Source organism: Verrucosispora sp. WMMA2044 (assembly GCF_027497155.1).
In the GTDB taxonomy this organism is placed as follows: domain Bacteria; phylum Actinomycetota; class Actinomycetes; order Mycobacteriales; family Micromonosporaceae; genus Micromonospora; species Micromonospora palythoicola.
In genome coordinates, this window is sequence record NZ_CP114913.1 from 897,839 (window position 1) to 917,241 (window position 19,403).

At 69.9% G+C, this 19,403-nt stretch carries 19 protein-coding genes; 10 read left to right on the top strand and 9 right to left on the bottom strand.

What is annotated here, in order from left to right; all coding sequences use genetic code 11:
* Nucleotides 1-78 precede the first annotated feature (78 nt).
* Nucleotides 79-522, bottom strand: a complete 444-nt coding sequence (locus O3597_RS04130; RefSeq protein ID WP_216592951.1) for a hypothetical protein — start codon at nt 520-522, stop codon at nt 79-81.
* A gap of 1,117 nt (nt 523-1,639) precedes the next feature.
* Nucleotides 1,640-3,520 (bottom strand): S8 family serine peptidase, encoded by a 1,881-nt coding sequence (locus O3597_RS04135; protein ID WP_281603291.1) that lies wholly within the window; start codon nt 3,518-3,520, stop codon nt 1,640-1,642.
* Nucleotides 3,521-3,537: 17 nt separating this feature from the next.
* Here O3597_RS04135 and O3597_RS04140 point away from each other — a divergent pair, with 17 nt between their 5' ends.
* Nucleotides 3,538-4,653, top strand: coding sequence for a CE1758 family FMN-dependent luciferase-like monooxygenase (locus O3597_RS04140; RefSeq protein WP_164449508.1), 1,116 nt, complete (start codon nt 3,538-3,540; stop codon nt 4,651-4,653).
* Here the strand turns inward: O3597_RS04140 and O3597_RS04145 are convergent.
* Nucleotides 4,605-5,342: a zf-HC2 domain-containing protein gene (locus O3597_RS04145; RefSeq protein ID WP_281603292.1), complete on the bottom strand. Its 738-nt coding sequence runs from the start codon at nt 5,340-5,342 to the stop codon at nt 4,605-4,607. The genes O3597_RS04140 and O3597_RS04145 overlap by 49 nt on opposite strands.
* A 69-nt stretch (nt 5,343-5,411) precedes the next feature.
* Complete coding sequence (locus O3597_RS04150; RefSeq protein WP_281603293.1) at nt 5,412-6,026, bottom strand: sigma-70 family RNA polymerase sigma factor; 615 nt, start codon at nt 6,024-6,026, stop codon at nt 5,412-5,414.
* 495 nt (nt 6,027-6,521) lie between these two features.
* On the opposite strand from O3597_RS04150, the gene O3597_RS04155 reads away from it, so the two are divergent.
* From O3597_RS04155 to O3597_RS04190, 8 genes are all read left to right on the top strand, one after another.
* Nucleotides 6,522-8,336: an RICIN domain-containing protein gene (locus O3597_RS04155; protein WP_164449511.1), complete on the top strand. Its 1,815-nt coding sequence runs from the start codon at nt 6,522-6,524 to the stop codon at nt 8,334-8,336.
* A gap of 237 nt (nt 8,337-8,573) precedes the next feature.
* The gene (locus O3597_RS04160) at nt 8,574-9,092 is read left to right on the top strand and encodes a 2'-5' RNA ligase family protein (protein ID WP_164449512.1); all 519 of its coding nucleotides are present in this window, start codon (nt 8,574-8,576) and stop codon (nt 9,090-9,092) included.
* Between the two features lie 281 nt (nt 9,093-9,373).
* Nucleotides 9,374-9,550, top strand: a complete 177-nt coding sequence (gene rpmF / locus O3597_RS04165; protein WP_164449513.1) for a 50S ribosomal protein L32 — start codon at nt 9,374-9,376, stop codon at nt 9,548-9,550.
* A gap of 267 nt (nt 9,551-9,817) precedes the next feature.
* Nucleotides 9,818-10,042: a hypothetical protein gene (locus O3597_RS04170; RefSeq protein ID WP_235945087.1), complete on the top strand. Its 225-nt coding sequence runs from the start codon at nt 9,818-9,820 to the stop codon at nt 10,040-10,042.
* Nucleotides 10,043-10,412: 370 nt separating this feature from the next.
* On the top strand, nt 10,413-10,760 hold the full coding sequence (locus tag O3597_RS04175) for a PadR family transcriptional regulator (RefSeq protein ID WP_164449514.1): 348 nt from the start codon (nt 10,413-10,415) through the stop codon (nt 10,758-10,760).
* Nucleotides 10,761-10,762: 2 nt separating this feature from the next.
* Nucleotides 10,763-11,143: a DUF1048 domain-containing protein gene (locus O3597_RS04180; RefSeq protein WP_164449515.1), complete on the top strand. Its 381-nt coding sequence runs from the start codon at nt 10,763-10,765 to the stop codon at nt 11,141-11,143.
* Nucleotides 11,140-11,955, top strand: coding sequence for an ABC transporter ATP-binding protein (locus O3597_RS04185; RefSeq protein WP_164449516.1), 816 nt, complete (start codon nt 11,140-11,142; stop codon nt 11,953-11,955). Before O3597_RS04180 ends, O3597_RS04185 begins: the two co-directional genes overlap by 4 nt.
* Nucleotides 11,952-12,716 (top strand): ABC transporter permease, encoded by a 765-nt coding sequence (locus O3597_RS04190; RefSeq protein ID WP_281603294.1) that lies wholly within the window; start codon nt 11,952-11,954, stop codon nt 12,714-12,716. The genes O3597_RS04185 and O3597_RS04190 overlap by 4 nt, the downstream gene beginning before the upstream one ends.
* On the opposite strand, the gene O3597_RS04195 is transcribed toward O3597_RS04190, so the two are convergent.
* The 5 genes from O3597_RS04195 to O3597_RS04215 form a co-directional block, all read right to left on the bottom strand.
* A complete protein-coding gene (locus tag O3597_RS04195; protein WP_281603295.1) occupies nt 12,713-15,064 on the bottom strand; it encodes a phosphotransferase in 2,352 nt (783 codons plus the stop codon). The genes O3597_RS04190 and O3597_RS04195 overlap by 4 nt on opposite strands.
* 14 nt (nt 15,065-15,078) lie before the next feature.
* Nucleotides 15,079-15,657 (bottom strand): LemA family protein, encoded by a 579-nt coding sequence (locus O3597_RS04200; RefSeq protein ID WP_281603296.1) that lies wholly within the window; start codon nt 15,655-15,657, stop codon nt 15,079-15,081.
* Nucleotides 15,658-15,865: 208 nt separating this feature from the next.
* Entirely contained in the window at nt 15,866-17,011 is a 1,146-nt protein-coding gene (locus O3597_RS04205) for a DUF6596 domain-containing protein (protein ID WP_164449519.1), read from the bottom strand.
* 6 nt (nt 17,012-17,017) lie between these two features.
* Nucleotides 17,018-17,425, bottom strand: coding sequence for a YciI family protein (locus tag O3597_RS04210; protein WP_164449520.1), 408 nt, complete (start codon nt 17,423-17,425; stop codon nt 17,018-17,020).
* 116 nt (nt 17,426-17,541) lie between these two features.
* On the bottom strand, nt 17,542-18,420 hold the full coding sequence (locus O3597_RS04215) for a dihydrodipicolinate synthase family protein (RefSeq protein ID WP_281603297.1): 879 nt from the start codon (nt 18,418-18,420) through the stop codon (nt 17,542-17,544).
* Between the two features lie 70 nt (nt 18,421-18,490).
* Here O3597_RS04215 and O3597_RS04220 point away from each other — a divergent pair, with 70 nt between their 5' ends.
* A complete protein-coding gene (locus O3597_RS04220) occupies nt 18,491-19,399 on the top strand; it encodes a LysR family transcriptional regulator (protein ID WP_281603298.1) in 909 nt (302 codons plus the stop codon).
* The last annotated feature ends 4 nt before the right edge of the window (nt 19,400-19,403 follow it).

Consider the following 19,403-nt stretch of genomic DNA (forward strand, 5'->3'; position numbering starts at 1 on the left):
GGGCCCGGGCCCGCCGGCCCGGGCCCGGAGCATCGCCCTGGTCCAAAGTCCGCAGCCCGCCGTCCGGAGCCCGTCGTGTCAGCTGGAGGTCGGGCCGATGTTCACCGCATCACCGCGCGGCAGGTACACGGTCACCGCTGTGCTCCGATCACTGCGCAGCACCACGAAGTGTGAGATGCCCGAGATCCGGACGGGTGCTGTGCCGGTGACCTTCTGGATCTCGGCTGCGGTCGCGGTCCAGTTGACCACCGCCCATCGGGTGCCCCAGAAGTCGTAGCCATACAGGCGGTATCCGGCGCCCTTCCGCAGACCCGTCAGGGTCGCCCGCACCTGCACCGAACCGTCCACCTCGGTGAGCGACACCGCCATCCCGGCACCGCTCTCCACATCGGTCGCGGAGGCGGCCACGCTCACCACGCCAAGCCCCGGCGGGGCCGAGTCTTCATGGCCGCCGCGCAGTAGCGCGTTCGCGGAAAGGCCGCCCACGGCGAATGCGGCGGCGAGCATCCCGCTGGAAATCACCAACGCCCGGGTACGTCGCACCGGCCGTGGGCGTCCAGTCACCGCAGGCGTGGCAGCGAGCGGCTGCACGGCCGCCGGCGCCGGCTCGGCGGACGGAACCGGCCGGACGACGGGCTTGGTCCGCACCCCCGGTGCGACCCTCGGGACCGCAGGTGCGGCCTCCGGCGCTGGTCGGTCGGACCGCGGCATCTTCACCACGGGCGCGACTCGGTTGGTCGGTGGCGCCTGCCCGGTCGGGGCCCTACGCGGCACTGCCGGTGAGCCGACGGACGCGTTGCGTCCGACAGCGGCGGGCGGTGGGGTACGGGCCGCAGGCGGCTCAGCGGGCTCGACGGCCGGCAAAGCCACGGCCGTCGACGAGGTGGCGGGTGTTGCGGCAGTCGTGGCGTTCTGCGGCGAATTGGTGGCCGGCGGGGGACCGGCCGGCGTACCGGCGGGACGCTTCGCGGGCTCGGACGGCGGTGCGGAAGCAGACGACGCGGGCAAGGGTGGCGTGGTGGCGGGAGCGATGGTGACAGGTGTCACGGCCGGAGGGGTCGTGGCAGGAGAATCCGAAGCCTGTTTGCGGCCGAACCATCGGGGCCGGTGCGGCCAGGGCATGCCGCGCCGCTGGCCAGACCCGTCCTCCGGCTCCTCGACGGGCGCGAAGCGTTGCGGAAATGCCGGGGGCACCGACGTGCCGAGGGCCCCGTACTCATTGACGATCGCGTCTCGCTCGTCGGCCAGCAGGGCGAGCGCACCGAGCAGATCGCACACCTCGGCCGCCTCGTCGCGGCACGCCTCGCAGCTGTCGAGATGCGCACGCACCGCAGCGGCAGCCTCCGCGTCGAGTTCGTCGAGGTGATAGAGACCGAGCAGCTCCCCGACGTGCTCGGCATCGTCCGCCACGTGCATCAAATCCCCGGTCCGCTCGCTTCCAGTCGTGGGTCCCGATGGGGTCGTGATCCGTCTCTCGCCCATGCCGCACGCCGAGGGCTTCCGGGACTCAGCCGAGCATGCTGGGTCCATACCGGAATCTGAAGGTCCCTCAACAGGGACGTCCAGGGAGTGCCATGTCTGCCTGGAACACCTGCGGGGGCCAGGCACCGGGCCCAACCCCCGTGTGGCTGGGCTGTCGTCACTCCTTTGTCTGCGCCGACTTCGCCCCGACGGAGGCCTTGGGATCGGTCGCCGCAGTCGGCGGCGTAGCCGTGCCCGGCTCGGACGGAGCGGGTGCCGCCGGCACGCTTACCTGCTCCCCGGGGCGGGGAGACGCCGGCGTTTCCGGGGCATCATCGCCGGGCCGGACCCCGGGAGTGATGGCGGCCATCTCCCGCGATTCTCTCGGCCGGACCGTTGGCGGGCGGGTGGCAAGGGGCGGGGTGTCGTCTCCGGCGGGCGGCTCGGGCGTGTCCTCCTCGGGCATCGGTTCGCCGCGCAGCAGCCGGCGGATACGGAAGATCAGCAGGACGGCCGCAGCGAGAGCGACCAGCGTCACGACGACGAGCAGGGCTGACCGGCCGCCTGTTGATCCGGAGGTGAGCCGGGTGAAGCCCTGCTCATCGGCTTTGGCAGGTACGGCTTCCTCTGGCAGCACCTTCGTGACCGACCGGGCGGGGTTGATCAGGCCCCAGCCGAAGTTGGCGTTGGGCGCGGTGCCCGTGCCCATCTGGTCGGCGGTCACCTTGACCCGGTGGACGACCTGCTCAGCAGTCAGCTCGGGGTATGCGGACCGGACCAGCGCGGCGGTGCCGGCGACGAAGGCCACGGCATAGTGGGTGCCGCTGCCGGCGACCGAGCCGGTGCCGGTGATGCCGATGCTGCTGACGTTGACACCCGGCGCGACCACGTCGACGCCACCCAGAAGGTAATCGGCGGCGGCCTGACCGTCCACGCCGACCCCGCCCACGCGTAGGGTGCCGTCGCCGATTGCGGCCTCCGGGTTGATCGAGACGGATTTCGGCAGGGCACCGAGTACGACGACGATGTCGTGCTCAACCGCCTCGACGATGGCTTCCGCGACGGTCTCGTCGTTGCTGTCTACGTACGATCCCAGTGCGATGACGGTGGCGCCAGCGGAGACCGCCGCCTGGATTCCCGCAGCGGCGTCGGTGGCCCGCACCTCAGTGCTGGTCTCGGCGATCCGGACGGGCAGGATCGTGGAGTCAGGCGCGATGCCGGTCACACTGCCGCCGGAGCCGCCCTGCGCGGCAATGAGCCCCGCCATGGCGGTGCCGGTGCCGAGGCAGTCGGTGTCGCCCCGGCCACTGTCGGAGACGATGTCCGAGCCGACGGCAAGGTGGCCGGTGAGCTGCGGCAGGCTGCCGTCGACGCCGGAGTCGACCACGGCGACGAGTTGGCCCTTGCCCCGGCTCTGCGGCCATGCCTGGTCGGCGGCGAGTCGCAGCTCCGCCCAGCTGGGGGCGCTGTTGGACGCGGCCGCGGTCGCGCACCGGCCGCCCTTGCTTGTCGTGTTGCCGCTCGACGGGCTTTTCGTGGGCGCGGGTGCGGTGGTGCCGGTCCCGCCGGCCGACGGGACCGGCCCGGGGGAAGGCGACGCCGAGGGTGTATTCGGCTTCGGAGTCACGGCCGTCGTCGGTGACGTGTCGGGCAGGATGCCGTACTGCACACCGCCGCCGACGGCGTCCCACGGAAGGATCAACAACCAGCCGGGGTTGAGGCGCGCGGGGTCCACGAGCGCGCCGCCGTCGGGTTGTTTCCGGCCGGAGTTGAGATTGAACAGCTCGAAGGAGCGGGCCGAGTCGCCGAGGAAGCGTTCAGCGATCTCGCTGAGGTTCTCCTTCGCGCCGTTGTGGGAGGAGGTGACCGTGTAGTACTTCACGTAATCGTCGGCGTGTGCGGCCGTTGCGCCGAGCCCGAGCAGTGCTGTCACCGCGCTCACCGCCAAACCCGCACGAACTGCCGCTCGCGTGATCAAGGACATCCGTTCTTCACCTTCGTCGTAGCTGTCCAGGATTGAACCGGGCGGTGCGGCCGGACGTCTCAAGGACCAGCCCATTTCCCCGGGGAGTACTCATGCAGTTCGGCATCTACAGCATCGGCGACCGCACACCCGACGCCCGGACCGGTCACCGGCCGACCGACCGCCAACGGATCAAGGGCATCACGGCGGTCGCGGGCAAGGCCGAGGAGATCGGGCTCGACGTGTTCGCCATCGGCGAGCACCACACCGACGGGTATTCCGCCTCCTCGCCCGCCGCTCTGCTGGCCCACGTCGCGGCGAATACCGAGCGGCTGCTCCTGTCGACTGCAGCCACGCTGCTCACCACGAACGACCCGGTCCGCATCGCGGAGGAGTACGCGACGGTGCAGCATCTGGCGGACGGTCGGTTGGACGTCATGCTGGGCCGCGGGATCAGCGGTCGGGTGTACCCGTGGTTCGGCCGGGAGATCGCGGACAGCCGCGACCTCGCCGTGGAGAACTACGAACTGTTGCGCAGGTTGTGGCGTGAGGACAAGGTGACATGGTCCGGGCGGTTCCGTGCCCAACTGGACGACTTCACCTCGACGCCGCGTCCACTCGGCGGGGTGCCGCCGTTCGTCTGGCATGCTGTCACGCGCAGCACCGAGGGCGTCGACATGGCCGCACGCTACGGCGACGGACTGTTCGCGAACAACATCTTCTGGCCGCCGGAGCACACCCGCCGACTGGTGGACCACTATCGCGCGCGGTGCGCCGAGTCCGGCGTCGGTCAGGCCGTCGTCGGGCTCGGCGGGCAGGCCTTCATCCGGCACCGCAGCCAGGACGCGGTCGCGGAGTTCCGGCCGTACTTCGACGCCGCTCCGGTCTACGGCGGCGGGCCGTCGTTGGAGGAGTACCAGAGGTCGACACCGCTGGTGGTCGGCAGCCCACAGCAGGTGATCGACCGGGTCCTCGGGTTCCGGGAAATCGCTGGCGACTATCAGCGCCAGATGTTTCTCATCGACCATGCGGGCCTTCCCCTGAAAGTCGTTCTGGAACAGCTCGATCTGCTGGGCGAGCACGTAGTGCCGGTGCTACGTGCGGAAACGTCCGGGGTGGCAGGTCCACCGGCGCATCCCGCGTGTGCTCCCGCACCACCGTCACCGTCTGACCCGACGGCTCACCCGGTCTGTACGGGCGTCGGGGCGCCGGTGGCACCGGGCAGGTAGACGGACACCACCACCCCGCCCGCCTCCGGCGAGACGGTGAAGAACGACAGCTCATCGAGATGCACGCCGTCCAACTCGGCCGTCAACTCCCCGACGGCCGGGCCGCTGGTCCAGCGGTGCACCGGCCGACTCTGCCCGTCGATGGTGACGGCGTAGAGCACGTACGCGGTTCCGGAACGCAGCCCGTTGACGGTCGCGCGGATCGCGACACCGCTGTCGCCTCCGGTGACGAAGACGGATGCGGAGGCGCCGGACGTGGCATCGGTCGCCGTGGCGGCGACCGACACCACGTCCGGTCCGTCCGGCGGCGGCGGGTCGCGCACCACCGCAACGAGACCGAGGCTGGCGAGGATCAGCGCGAAGACCAGCAGACCACCCTCGCGGATCAGGCGTGCCCGGCGGGAGGCCCGCGGCCGGTCGGCCTGGCCGGGGTGGCCCGATGCCCGTCCGCCCGATGCCCGGCGGTCCGATGCCCGGCGTTTCGGCCGTCGCCGGGGCTGGGCGACGTCGGCACCGTCGCCGAGCAGGGCCAGCGCGGCCAGAGTCTCGACGAGTGCCTCCGCCAGGGCTCGACATGCGGCACATCCCGTCAGGTGACGATGGATGACATCGCTCTGTGCCGCGTCGAGTTCTCCCAGATAGTGCAGTCCGAGGAGGCGTTCCTCGACGTGATCGTCCGGCACCGTCATCCCTCCTCCGTGCGTCACTACTTGACCAGTGTCTGTGCGTCACGTAGATGGCTCGCGACCGCCGTGGGTTCACGACGCGGCGGGCTTTTTGGCGGCACCCGCGGCGACTGAGCCCTTTCCCGGGCGGACCGCGAATCCACGACTGGCCAGGGCCGTGTGCAGTGCCCGCAAGGCATAGAAGGTGCGTGACTTCACTGTCCCGGCCGGCACGTCGAGGATCTCGGCGACCTCGGCCACCGAACGTTCCTGGAAGTAGATTTCGACAAGAGTGATCCGTAACCGTTCGGGAAGCGAGTTGAGAGCCGCGCGGACCTCCTGCGCGTCCAGCCGCTGCTCGATCGGGTCCTCAATACGGGCATGCATGTCGATGTGCTCGTCCGAGAGTTCGGCAGGGCGTACTTCGGAGGCTCGGACCTGGTCGATGAAGATCCGCTTCGCGACGAGGAAGATCCAGGCGCGACTCCACCGCCCGTCCGCGTTGCGGGCCTCCGGGTTACGCCAGGCCCGCAGTAGAGCCTCCTGCACGATGTCCTCGGCCCGGTGCACGTCACCGTGCGTTAGCCTGGTCAGGAAGCTGAGCAGCACGGGACCATGGACCTGTTGCAAGTGACGCAGCGCGTCGGCGTCCGCATCGTGGGGCAACGATCTGGGCGGCAGGCGATGATGAGGGGCGCCGTCAACCACCCGTCCATTATTCACGCGGGGACGTGAGTCCAAAATGCGGGGACACGGGGTCAGGTGGCCGGACGGTGGTCGGGAGTGGCGTCCACGGGGGAGATCTGTTCGTGCGGGAGGGTGCCATCGACGTCCCTCTTGCGGGACAAGGCACCCGTCCCGGCAGGTCGGTGACTCGGCATGACCGACGGCGTGAGTGTCACAGCCTGACTTCATCCGATAACCCCGAAACGGGGTGACTACCCACAATGGACTCATTGGTACCCAAGCGGAAATATGAAGTTCACGCCTGTGGCATCCGTTACAGATCGTGAGCGGGTAGGTTTGTCCGATGTGGTCGTCGCACGAGCGTCGCGTCGAGGTACATGGTTGACGGTGATGTACCCCCGATGGTGGCGGGTAGTCCGCGCCGAGGCGCGTGAGGCATGCGGCGGCACACGTGACGATCCGCGTCTCGGGTCAGCCGGCCAGGGTCAGATTTTCCTCCTGGGTCGTTGAACCCTGATGTTGCCTCGTCCGTCTGAAGAGAGCCAGATTTCCCGATATGCAGCCCAGAGTGAGTCGATGACTGAAAAGAATGTCCTCAAGCGAGCGCGGTGGCGGCGTCAGCTGGCCACGACGCGGGCGCGAGTCGAGATCATGGCCCTGTTCCTGACGCTGATCCTCTTCGGAGCGGTGGCCTTCGCCGTTGTGCCGGCCGTCGCGAACGACGACAAGCTGGTCGGTGAGCCGGTGCCGGAGGACCTCGTCCCGGCGATCGTCGCTGCCGCCTTGTCCTGTCCCAGTCTGAACCCGCCGAGGCTCGCCGCTCAGATCATGGCCGCCTCCGGCTTCTCCGAGGGCGGGCCGCACGGCAACATCGCCGCGATGGATCCGGCCTCCTGGGCGGAGTGGCGGCCGACCTCGTCGGCCCGGGTCACCGATCGGGCCGCGGTCGTGACGGCGGTCGCACGCCGTACATGTCAGCTGGTCGGCCAGGTTCGAGCCGGCGGGCTCGACGGTGACCTGTGGCCGGCTGCGGTGGCCGCTGAAGAGGTCGGTGCCGCCGCCGTGGTGCAGGCCAAGGGAGTCCCGAAGGCACAGCAGCAGCGCGTCGACAGGGTCAGCGGATACGCGAGTTGGTACGCCGACCGCGACGAGTTGGCCACCAAACCGCGAGGGGGTGTCGGCGCGGCTGCGGAAACGACCGCTGTGCCGGTATCGGACGACCTGGTGCCGGCGATTCAGTCGGCGGGGGCGATCTGCTCCGGCATCACGCCGGTGCGAATCGCCGCGCAGCTACGTGCCCTGTCGAACTTCAACGTCAACCTCCGTTCAGCAGACGGTGCAGTGGGCATCGCCCAGTTCACTCCCGAGCTATGGCAGACGTATCGCGTCAGCAAGGACGCTTCGGCGTGGGATCCGCAGCATGCGGTCGTGTCGATGGGTAAGGCCATGTGCGGGCTGTCCCAGGAACTGAGACTGCTGAATGGCGGCGACCCGTACGTGCTGGCTCTCGGTGCCTATCAGTGGGGAGCTGCGGTGATCCGCCAGGCCGGTGGTCTGCCGCGGACCTCCGTCCCGCATCTCGCCGACCGGGTGATGGCGCACATGGCCGAGTACGAGAAGGACACCCGACTCACGGTTCCAGTCAAGGATAAGGTGCCGCAGAAGTCCGAGGATGCCAAGCCCACGTCTGCGCCGTCCGCGTCACCGTCCGGGGAGCCGGATGCGTCGCCGTCCGCACCATCGTCCGCGGCGGCGGACGAGGCGACCGGCAAGAAGACCGGGGGAGCGGCGACCGAGACCCCCAAGCGCGCCCAGCCACCGGTGAAGGCGCCCGACTCCGGCGGCTCGGCCGGCGGCTACGGCCCGTACTTCATCTTCAATCATCGTACGAAGCTGTGCGTCGACGAACCCGGCACCGGCGCGGGCAAGCGCGACGGACCGGTGAACCAGGACGTGTGTGTAAAGAAGGCCGCGGACAACCAGGAGTGGCAGTTCGTGCCGCGTGCCGTGGACAGCGAGGGCTACCAGCTCTACTGGATCCGCAACCCCGACGACGGCTATTGCATCGACCCGCCTGGCCTCGGCGCAGCTCCCAACGAGGCTCAGCTCAACGTGACCGGCTGTTACGACCAGGACAACCAGTACTTCCGGCTCGAACCGCGGCTCACCTCGGGCGGATGGCAGTACTACTGGCTGCGCAACGTCGCGTCGGACATGTGCATGGAGGTTCCCGGCGGGGGGACCGGAGGTTCGGGCGCTCGGCTCCAGATGGTCCCGTGCCTGACGAATGACGACCATGACTGGGCTCTCGTCGGTAAGGCGGAGTGGTAGTCACGACAATGTCCGGCTGAGGTTCCGGGGCGGCGGGCGCCGCGGCCCCGGAACTGGTCGGTGTGTCTGGCCCAGGTCGTCCTCCTGGCGGACGCTGCGAGATGCATTCTGGCGGACAGTCGATTCCCTGCCTTCGGTGGCGGGACGCGTTGCTGGTCCGGACGGTGCCACGGCCGAGGCTGATGGGTTCGTCTGAGGACGGGAACTGCTCCAGCACACCGCTGCTAACCTGGCGTCGTGCGGACGGTGGAACTGCTCTGCTCGGCGGAGCTCGATGCCGCCGTCCGGGCGGCCTGGGGCCGGCTCGCTGCGGCCGGTCTGCCGAGCCTGGCCCGTAACACCCATTCGTCGAATCGTCCGCACCTGACTCTCGCCGCGGTTGACGAGTTCCCGCCCGGGGCTGTTGCCCGCCTCGCCGCTCTGTTGGACGCGGCGCTTCCGCTGCCGGCGCGGCTCGGCGACGTGACGGTGCTCGATGGTAGTGCGTCGCTGGTCTGGCTGGTGGAGCCCGCCGCTGAACTGGTCGAGACGCACCGAGCGGTGTGGCGGGTGCTCGAAGACGGAGAAGGTCATAATCCGTGGCACCAGCCCGGCCGTTGGACGCCGCACCTCAGCCTCGCGCTTCGCTTCCGAGACGCCGACTGGACGCTGGTGCGCGCCGTGGTGGGAGCCGTGTCCGCCGGGTCGTTCGTGGCGGCCCGCAGTTACAACAGCGCCGACCGGTCGGTGCAGCCCTTGGCCGGTTACGGCGGTTGACCCGGGGAAGAGTTGCGGGTCAGCAAGGGTTGGGTTGTCGGCCGGACCGTACGCGACCGGAGCCCCACGGGGCGCGGCACGCCACCCTGCTCTGTACTATGAAAACCGTTTTCCCTAGACCTCGAAGACGAGGCCGCAGAAGCTGACCTCGCTTCTCGATCGCCGGCCCGCACGGATGCGGGGTCGGCGGGTGGTGGCCCGGTCCGGAGTGAGCTGGGGGCCCCGGTTCTGACCGGTCGCACGTCGCCGATCTTGTAACTGCTCAACCCGCAGGAGTTCCGATGGCTGTCCCGAAGCGGCGGATGTCTCGCAGCAATACCCGTCATCGTCGCGCTAACTGGAAGGCGGTGCCGGTCGACTTGGTGCCCATTCAGATCGGCAGCATGACCTACCGAGTTCCCCGGCGCCTCGTCCGCGCCGTACAGCTCGGCCACATCGATCCGAGCAGCTTGCGCTGAGCCGACGCCGCCCGGTCCGGGCACCGTCCCGGTCGGCTTGTGAGCGCTGGATCGTGGCTGTTTGCGGCGGATCGGGAGGACGTGACCGACCTGAGGGGCCGTCCGGGCAGCGCCGTGCCCGGGCTCGGCACCCCAGGTCGGGTTCCGGTCATCGCGCCCACCGCACTGGGCATCGGTCGCCTGACACCCCTACGGGCTGACGATGAGCGGCGAGGCGGGTAACTGGCTTGCCCGACACAGTTCCGCTGCCTGCGATACGGCCTACGAGTGGTCATCACCTGGGCTGCCGAGGACAGAGAACCTGAGACCGCACTCGAGCAGGCGCTGCACGATGAGCCGAACCCGGTCGAGGCGGCCGTCGGGATCGCCACGGTCTGTCGCCTGCTGGCCATCGAGCTGGCTGCGGCCACCGGAACAACCGAGACGGAGGTACTTCGCCGGCTGGATGTCACTGTCGACCGGTTGCAAGGCACCGGCCACAACGTGGGTTAGCGCGCTGCCGATCCGGATGTGGTGACGGTTCTTTGACCGCCCGGCGGATGCAGAATCTCCCTCGCTTCTGCACGGACGCGACCGTCGCCGCCTGTACCGCGAGGGCGTGGGCCCGCGCCGCAGCGTCAACCTCCGCCTGCCGTGCGGGATTGCCGAACTGTCGCTGCTTCTTCCTCGCCATGGCGCAGCCTACCGGTGACCTCGTGCTGTCCAACTGTGCGGCAGTCACGGTCGATCACCACGGCCCACGCGTGCAGGTCGCCGCTCGCACCGGTGGCGATCTCTGCGGTATTCACTGTTGCTATCTACTGGTACCCAGTGATACTGTCTACCAGTAGTTAGCGTCGCTGGGTAGCGAGGAGATGGGGACATGGGCAACCAACTGACCGAGATGCTGAAGGGCACCCTCGAAGGCATCGTCCTGGCGATCCTGGCCCGCAGGTCCGCGTACGGCTACGAGATCACCGCGTGGCTGCGCGACCGCGGGTTCTCGGACATCGCGGAAGGCACCATCTACGCACTGCTCGTCCGCGTAGAGCAACGGGGGTTCGTGGACGTGGAGAAGGTGCCTTCCGAGAAGGGGCCGCCGCGGAAGGTGTATTCGCTCAACGCGAAGGGGCGGGACCAACTCGCCGAGTTCTGGAGGACCTGGAGCGTCCTCACGGATCGCATCGAGCAACTCCGTCACAACGGCAACCAACACGAAAAGGGAGCATGAGCATGGCCGCGAAGTGGATCGAGACGCTCGTCGGATCGCTGGAGCAGAAGAAGCAGTACAAGCACCACATGGCCCGGATCGAGGCCCTGCCGGAGCCCTACCGTGGCGCGGCCAAGGCGCTGCACCGGTACTTCATGTACCACGGTGGCATCCTCGACGGCGACACGCTCACCACCATGTTCGGCGACTTCGTCGACCTCTGGGAGCGCGCTGTCGCCGACGGAACGCCGGTCCGCGCGATCGTCGGCGACGACCCGGTCGAGTTCGCGGAGACGTTCCTGCAGGCGTACGCCAGCAGGCAGTGGATTGACAGGGAGCGCGAGCGCCTGCGGAAGGCGATCGACGCTGCTGACCACAACAACGGTGAGGAGAAGAGCGAATGACCACCACGGCTCGCGAACCCGCGATCAGGGTGCAGGCCATCACCAAGTCCTTCAAGGACCTGCACGTGCTGCGGGGCGTCGACTTCGACGTGGCGGCGGGGAGCATCTTCGCGCTGCTCGGCTCGAACGGCGCCGGCAAGACCACGCTGGTGCGGATCCTGTCGACGTTGCTGAAGGCGGACAGCGGCACCGCCACCGTCCAGGGGTTCGACGTCTCCTCGGCTCCGGCCGAGGTACGCAAGTCGATCAGCCTGACCGGTCAGTTCGCCGCGGTGGACGAGGTGCTCACCGGCCGGGAGAATCTGATCCTGGTCGCGAAGCTCCGCCACCTGAAGGACCCGGGGGCGACCGCCGACGATCTGCTCGCCCGTTTCTCGCTCACCGATGCCGGCAACCGGAAGGCGGGAACGTACTCCGGCGGTATGCGCCGCCGGCTCGACATCGCGATGAGCCTGGTCGGCAACCCGCCGGTCGTCTTCCTCGACGAGCCGACCACCGGCCTCGACCCGCAGGCCCGCATCGAGGTCTGGCAGACGGTGAAGCAGCTCGCCCAAGGTGGCACGACCATCCTGCTGACCACGCAGTACCTCGACGAGGCCGAGCAACTCGCCGACCGGATCGCGATCCTGCACAAGGGCACGATCATCCAGAACGGCACCCTCACCGAGCTGAAGCAACTCCTCCCGGCCGCCAAGGTCGAGTACATCGAGAAGCAGCCGAGCCTCGAGGACGTCTTCCTCGCCCTCGTTGGCGAAACCAGTGACACCGCCGCCGACCAGCCGGCCACGCCCGCAGGAGAGGAATCCCGATGACCGCCCACGCTCTCAGCGACACCGGAACCCTCACCGGCCGCTCCCTGCGCCACATCCTGCGCAGCCCGGACACCATCATCACCACCGCGATCACCCCCATCGCGCTGCTGCTGCTCTTCGTGTACGTGCTGGGCGGAGCCATCAACACCGGCACCGGTGAGTCGTACATCAACTACATGCTTCCGGGCATCCTGCTCATCACCATCGCGTCCGGCATCGCCTACACCGCGTACCGTCTGTTCCTCGACATGCAGGGCGGCATCTTCGAGCGCTTCCAGTCGATGCCGATCTCGCGGCCCTCCGTACTCTGGGCGCATGTCCTGACCTCGCTCATCGCCAACCTGGCCTCGCTCGTGATCGTCATCGGCGTCGCGCTGATCATGGGATTCCGCACCGGCGCGTCAGTGGTCAACTGGCTGGCCGCCGCCGGCATCCTGATCCTGTTCACCCTCGCCCTCAGCTGGATCGCCGTGATGCCGGGCCTGACCGCCAAGACCATCGACGGCGCGAGCGGCTTCAGCTACCCCCTGATCTTCCTGCCCTTCATCAGCTCGGCGTTCGTCCCCACCGACTCGATGCCCGGTCCGGTCGCGTGGTTCGCCGAGAACCAGCCGGTCACGTCCATCGTGAACACTCTCCGCGCGCTGTTTGCCCAGGAACCCGTCGGCAACGACCTGTGGATCGCCCTCGGTTGGTGCGTCGGGCTGCTCGTGGTCGCGTACCTCGGCGCGACAGCGATCTACCGCAAGAAGATCAGCTAGCCGGTCGCAGCAAGGCGGCGCCGCGTCCCCTGTGGATGCGGGGCCGCCTTTTCTGCGTGGTCCGGCCAGCCGACGGTGAGTTCGGCCGAGTGGTCAGTGGTGGCCCGGCTGCCGATCCTCGCCACGGCGGCGGCCCTCGTCACGCAGGTCGCCCGATCGGCCGCGACGCAGGGCACGTTCGAAGACCAGGCGTTGCGCGCGTACGTACCTCGCGTCGTTGAGGTACTGGAGGTGGTGTCCGTCCGCGAGATGACCGGCGAAGGCGGCGTTGCCGGCGGCTGCCTGGGCGTGCATAAGTCGACAAGTGCGTGCAGCCGGGCCACCGTGACGTCGATCAGGTCGGCTCGCGCACTGTCGTCCAGCCCGTAGCGGTCGCAGAACGTGCGGAGCCGGGCGGCCTGTTCCTCCACGGTTCCGAAGCCGTCCGTGTTCTCCGGTGCGGTCATCGGCACCCAGCGGTAGGCCGCGTAGGCGACATCCCAGATCCGGGGTCCGGGCTGGGCATGGTCGAAGTCGATGATGCCGACGACGCGGTTTCCGTCGAGCACACAGTTGTGCGGTGCGTAGTCACCGTGACAGATGACCTCCACCGGTTCGGTCGCCGCCACCTGCCAGCCGTCGCGTGGCGCTCGCCGCGCGTACTCGGCTGTCGCGTCGTGGTACGCCCTCAGCAACGCGGCCGCACTCTCCAATGCCTCGACCGAGGCCGCGGCGGGGGTGAGTGGATAGTTCGACACCTCGCCCGGCAGGAAGTCGAGGAGCTCGAAGCCGGGCTCGCTGGTGTCGCGTACCCGGGGTGCCGCCGCGAAGCCCTGGGCGGCGAGATGCCGCAGTAGTTCATGGACCCGGGCAGACCAGGGTCCGGTGGGGCGGCGCACCGTGTCGCCGATCCGAACGACCTCGTTCACGCCGCCGCCGGTCAGGATCTCCCGCTCCACCAGCCGTCGGGAGCGGCTGTAACCGACGACCGCGAAGGCGACCACTCGCCTGGTCCACGGGCGGACCCGGATCGTGACGACGTCCCCGTCGCGGCAGTCGCCGGCCCACTGGCTGGGCAGGCCCCAGGCCGTGGTCCGGTCGCCGGTGCCGTCGTCCACCGCCAGGTAGTGCAGCCATGGTCGGGCCGGTCGGTCCTCACCCTGGTTCGTCGTGCGCCACACCTCCAGCCACAGCACCTCGCCGGTGACGGTCCGCTCCGTGACGAGGTCCGCGACGCCGCGCACCAGCGTGTGGCCACCAGACACCAGCAGCACCAGGCCCACGACGACGACGCCGGCGGTCACCATCGTAAAGATCTGCTCCGCCTGGTCGGCCGAGTTGGGCACGAGGTCGAAGTCGGGGCCGAAGACCTTCAGCAGGAACCCGCCCACCGCGATGCTGATCGCCGCGCGCGGCAGCAGCTTCGGCAGCGTCTGGCCGTACCGGGCGGAGAAGCGCGGGTAACGTACCCGGACCCGGTGCCACGTGCCACCGAGCGAGGACCAGACCAGTTTCCTGTTGCCCATGCCGAGGTCGAGGACCGTGCTGGTCAGTCGGGTGGCGCCGACGGCCGCGCCATAGCTCAGATAGCGGTCCCAGATCGCCACCGACGCCGGTGGTAGTTCGTCGAACTGCTCGTGTCCGCGTAGCCAGTCACGGACACCGAGCCAGTGTGCGGCCACCTGACGGCCGAGGGGTGTGTCGCGCTCGCCCGGTGACAGTCCCGCGATGGCGGTGAGCACGCCGAAGACGACGATTCCGCCCCCGACAACCGGGTTCCCCTCGGTACTGTGCCAGCTGCTGTAGTGCCACAACACGACAACGACGACCACCGCGACGACCCCGGCGGCGGCGGTCATCAGGCTGGTCACGGCGGGGCCGAAGCGCCGCCGGGACAGCCCGGCAGCCCGGGCGTCCGCGACGACCTGTGATCGCAGCCGTCTGTTCCACGCCTTTGCCTGCGCGGCGTCGCGGAAGCTCAGCGCGGTCAGGGGGACCACGCCGTCGACCGCCAGCCCGCGCACCCGGTTGCGCACGTGGCGTTCGTACGGCCGCAGCCCGCTGTCGTCGGGCGGGCTCGGCGGCAGGTGCAGCGTGGTCCGCATCGGATCGTCGTCCGGTTGACGCAACTCGAGGAAGCCACGGGCGGCCAGGTCGAGCAGAGTCGACTCGGCCGCGTCCTCGGTCACCGACCAGCGGTTGACCAGCAGGCTGACCACGGCGGGTGGTTCGGTCCCGAGTTCCATGGTGGCCGGCGCGGGCGTCGGACTGGCCGGCCGGGTGAACGCGCGGACCAGGCCGTACGCGCCGAACCAGGCCCCGAGTGCGACCGCGGTCGCCACCAGATCGAGAAGCAGTCGGGAATCCACAGGGCCCGTCCCGGTCAGGAACGCACCTGGACGGCGGCGCGTTCTCCGTCGAGGGCCTCGAAGTAGTCCGTCGATCGGAAACCGCCCAAGCCGGCGATGAGGTTGGTCGGGACGGACTGCACACTCGTGTTCAACGTCTGGACGGCGCTGTTGTAGAACTGTCGGGCGTAGGCGATCTTGTCCTCGGTGCGCGTCAGTTCGCTGTGCAGGGCCGCGAAGTTCTGGTTCGCCTTGAGGTCCGGGTACGCCTCCGCCAGCGCGAACAGCCGACCGAGCGTCTGGGTCAACACGTTCTCGGCGCCCGCGCGGACGGAGACCTCGGGCGCGACGGCGGCGGCCATCGCGCCGGTGCGGGCGGCCAGCACCGCCTCCAGCGTGCCGCGTTCGTGCGCCGCGTAACCCTTGACCGTCTCGACCAGGTTGGGCACGAGGTCGTACCGACGCTTGAGTTGGACGTCGATCTGAGCCCACGACGCCTGCACCTGGTTGCGCTGGCGGACCAGACGGTTGTAGGCGCTCAGCGCCCAGCCGATCATCAACACCGCCGCCAGGCAGAACAGCCCTGCGGCCCCGATGATGGAACCGGTCTCCACCCGAACTCCCCGAATCCCGTCGTGGACCACCTCGACGATCCGACGGCCCGTCGACGCTGAGCATGGGCACACCGGAAGCCGTCCGCAATCGGGCGAATGGCTGGCACCCTGCCGGCGGCGGCAGGAAACGTGGACGTCGCCCGGATCCTGACGGAACGATCGTGAAGAAGGCATTGTCCTCGGTGGCCCAATGCGGTGGATGCACCACCTACCGGCGCAGCAGCGCGTTGAGTCGGGCGGCCTGCCGCGTGAGGTGTTCGACTTCGGGCAGGCTGGGCGCCGATCGGGCGGCTTCGGCGTAGAGCCGTGCCGCGATCGGCAGGTCACCGTCCCGCTCGTGCAGGTACGCGGCGACCGCGGCGTACCGGGGCAGGGCGGGGTCGAGGCCCGCCAGGGCGGCCAGGCCGGCTCGTGGTCCGTCGGCCTCGCCGACGGCGACCGCCCGGTTGAGGCGGGCCACCGGGCTGTCGGTGAGGCGGACCAGCTCGTCGTACCATTCGACGATCTGCACCCAGTCGGTCTCCTCGGCCGTGCGGGCGTCGGCGTGCAGTGCGGCGATGGCAGCCTGCGCCTGGAATTCGCCCAGGCGGTCGCGGGCCAGGGCGTTCTGGAGCACCTGCACGCCCTCGGCGATCAGGCGGGTGTCCCAGCGGCTGCGGTCCTGCTCGGCCAGCGGCACCAGGCGGCCGTCGGCGGTGGTTCGCGCCGCCCGGCGGGCGTGGTGCAGCAGCATGAGCGCGAGCAGACCCGCCACCTCCGCGTGTCGGATCCTGGCCGCGAGCTGGCGGGTGAGTCGGATCGCCTCCGCGGCGAGGTCGACATCGCCGGAGTAGCCCTCGTTGAAGACCAGGTAGAGCACGCGCAGCACGGTGCCGACGTCGCCGGGCTGGTTGAACCGGACTCCACTGACGGTCCGCTTGGCCCGGCTGATCCGCTGCGCCATTGTCGTCTCCGGCACCAGGTAGGCCCGGGCGATCTGCCGGGTGGTCAGGCCGCCGACCGCCCGCAGCGTCAGCGCCACCGCCGAGGCCGGGGTCAACGACGGATGCGCGCACAGGAAGTACAGCGCGAGCGTGTCGTCGATCGGCTCGCTCGGTCCGGGCGCGGGCTCCACCTCCACCAGGGCCTCGCGCCGTCGCCGTGCGGTGTCCGCGCGGGCCACGTCGAGGAACTTTCGCCAGGACACGGCGACCAGCCAGCCCTTCGGGTCGCGCGGCGGGTCGGTCGGCCATGCCCGGACGGCCTCGACAAGCGCGTCCTGCACGGCGTCCTCGGCCGTCGCGAAGTCGACTCCGCGACGGACGAGGATGCCGATCACGGCGGGAGTAAGGGTCCGTAGGACGGCCTCATCCACCGTGCGTCACTCCGAGATGGTCGGCGGCTCGTTCAGGAACGGCCGCACCTCGAGCCACTCGTGCAGCGGCTTCCCGCCAGCACCCGGTGCCGCCGACAGTTCGCCGGCCAGCTCCAACGCCCGGTCGTAGGTGTCGACGTCGATCACCATCCAGCCGGCGATCAGATCCTTGGTCTCGGCGAACGGACCGTCGGTGACCGGCGGCCGCCCCTCGCCGTCGTAGCGGACGAACGTTCCCTCCGGGGAGAGCGCCTGCCCCTCGACGAACTCGCCGGTCTCTTCGAGCCGAGCCGCGAAGTCGCGCATGTACTGCACGTGGGCCGAGATCTCCTCGGGTGTCCACTGGTCCATCGGCACGTCGTACAGCGGGGTCGGGCCGCCACGGTAGTGCTTGAGCAGCAGGTACTTGGCCATCGGATGCTCCTTGTCAGGTACGGGCCATTGTGGCCGCGTTCGCACCGAGGACGGAGCCCGACCCGGCTTCTCGACATGCCGCCGGGAGATTTTTCGCTGAAGTTCGTCGGCGGCCCTCACGCCGGTTCGTCCGGCACCCCGGTCAGGCAGGTCAGCGCCCGGGCGGTGGCCGCCGGCGTGGCGGGCAGCAGCGGAGGGCGGACGAGCGGTGTCGGGATCCGCCCCTGGGCGTGCAGCACCGCCTTGACCACGGCGGGGTTGGGTTCGGCGAACAGCGCGGCCGAGAGGGCGGCGAGCCGGTGGCCGAGCGGCCGGGCCCGGGCGACGTCGCCGGATCGCCAGGCCGTGACCAGGTCGGCGTAGTCGGCGGTGGCGAGATGGGCGGAGGCGAGGATGCCGCCGGCCGCGCCGAGGGCGAGCAGCGGTGAGACGTACGCGTCCTCGCCGCAGAGCACCGCGAAGTCGGCGGGCGGGTCGGCCAGCAGGGCGATCGTGTCGGCGTCGATGCCGCCGACCGCGTGCTTGACGCCCACCAGGCCGGGCAGCCCGGCGAGGCGGCGCAGCGTGCCGACGCCAAGCTGCTGCCCGGTGCGGTACGGCACGTGGTACGCGACCAGCGGCACCGGTGACTCCTCGGCCAACCGGGTGTAGTGGGCGAGTACCGCCTCCTCGCCGGGGCGCAGGAACGGCGGGACCAGGCAGAGCGCCGCGGTGACCTCGGGCCGCCCGGCGAGTGCCCGCAGCTCCGGCGCGGCGTGCGCGCCGACCAGGAGACTGGCCCGGTGCTCCCGACAGACGGCGGCGATCGCGTCGACCACCGTCTGCTGCTCGGCGGCGCCGAGGGCGTGCGGCTCGGCGGTGGTGCCGAGGGCGACCAGACCGGCCGCGCCGGCGGTCAGCACCTCCTGGGCGAGTGCGCGCAGCGCGTCGAGTGCGATCGCGCCGCTCTCGTCGAACGGCGTGATCATCGGTACGTAGAGACCGGCTGGTGTCATGCCTCCAGCCTCCGACCGAAGAAGGTGAAGCACCAGCTCCGATTACTCACCGAATACGTAAGCTGAACTGATGCTTGACGTCCGTCGCCTGCGCCTGCTGCGGGATCTTTCCCACCTCGGCACCATCGCCGCCGTGGCCGAGGCGCACACCTACACGCCGTCCGCTGTGCCCCAGCAACTCGCCGCGCTGCAACGCCAGGCCGGCGTGACGCTGCTGGAGCGGGCCGGTCGGCGGGTCGCCCTGACCCCCACCGGGGTGGCGCTGGTCCGGCACGCCGAGGTCGTCCTCGCCGCGCTGGAGGCGGCCGACGCGACTCTCGTCGCCGCGCGGGGCGGGCTCTGCGGCACGGTACGCATCGGCGCGTACCCCAGTGCGGTGCGTACCCTGCTGCTGCCCGCCCTGGTCGCGCTCGGCCGTGACCATCCCGCGCTCGACCTGATGGTCACCGAGTTGGACCCGGTCGCGGTGCCCGACGCGCTGCGCGACCGCCGCCTCGACGTGGCGCTCGTGCACGACTACGACATCGTGCCCGTCGAGGCGGGCCCGGCCCTGGACTCGGTGCCACTGCTGGAGGAGACGGTCCACCTGGCCGTCGGGGCGGACCGGAACCTCACCGGCGACCCGATGCGCTCGGTACGCGACGCGGACTGGATCGTGGGCAGCCCGGGCACGCTCTGTCACTCGGTGACCCTGCACGCGTGTGAACTGGCCGGCTTCCGCCCGACGGTGCGTCACCACGCGGACGACTTCACCGCCGTGCTCGCCCTGGTCGCCGCCGGTCAGGGTGTCGGTCTGGTGCCGCAACTGGCTGTCGGGCGGCCGCCGGCCGGGGTGACTCTGGTCCCGCTCACCATCCGACGGCGTACCCGGATCGCCTACCGGCAGGGTGCGGGTGGCCATCCCGCGGTGGCCGCGAGCGTCGCCGCGCTGCGGGTCGCCGCCTCGGACCTGCCCGGCGAGCACCCGGCCGGGTCCTGAGACG

What these genes read in the sequence shown, in the direction of transcription:
- O3597_RS04135 (WP_281603291.1), bottom strand. Translation starts at nt 3,520, where the DNA reads ATGGGCTGGTCCTTGAGACGTCCGGCCGCACCGCCCGGTTCAATCCTG.
- O3597_RS04140 (WP_164449508.1), top strand. Translation starts at nt 3,538, where the DNA reads ATGCAGTTCGGCATCTACAGCATCGGCGACCGCACACCCGACGCCCGG.
- O3597_RS04145 (WP_281603292.1), bottom strand. Translation starts at nt 5,342, where the DNA reads ATGACGGTGCCGGACGATCACGTCGAGGAACGCCTCCTCGGACTGCAC.
- O3597_RS04155 (WP_164449511.1), top strand. Translation starts at nt 6,522, where the DNA reads ATGTTGCCTCGTCCGTCTGAAGAGAGCCAGATTTCCCGATATGCAGCC.
- rpmF (WP_164449513.1), top strand. Translation starts at nt 9,374, where the DNA reads ATGGCTGTCCCGAAGCGGCGGATGTCTCGCAGCAATACCCGTCATCGT.
- O3597_RS04175 (WP_164449514.1), top strand. Translation starts at nt 10,413, where the DNA reads ATGGGCAACCAACTGACCGAGATGCTGAAGGGCACCCTCGAAGGCATC.
- O3597_RS04180 (WP_164449515.1), top strand. Translation starts at nt 10,763, where the DNA reads ATGGCCGCGAAGTGGATCGAGACGCTCGTCGGATCGCTGGAGCAGAAG.
- O3597_RS04185 (WP_164449516.1), top strand. Translation starts at nt 11,140, where the DNA reads ATGACCACCACGGCTCGCGAACCCGCGATCAGGGTGCAGGCCATCACC.
- O3597_RS04190 (WP_281603294.1), top strand. Translation starts at nt 11,952, where the DNA reads ATGACCGCCCACGCTCTCAGCGACACCGGAACCCTCACCGGCCGCTCC.
- O3597_RS04210 (WP_164449520.1), bottom strand. Translation starts at nt 17,425, where the DNA reads ATGGCCAAGTACCTGCTGCTCAAGCACTACCGTGGCGGCCCGACCCCG.
- O3597_RS04215 (WP_281603297.1), bottom strand. Translation starts at nt 18,420, where the DNA reads ATGACACCAGCCGGTCTCTACGTACCGATGATCACGCCGTTCGACGAG.
- O3597_RS04220 (WP_281603298.1), top strand. Translation starts at nt 18,491, where the DNA reads ATGCTTGACGTCCGTCGCCTGCGCCTGCTGCGGGATCTTTCCCACCTC.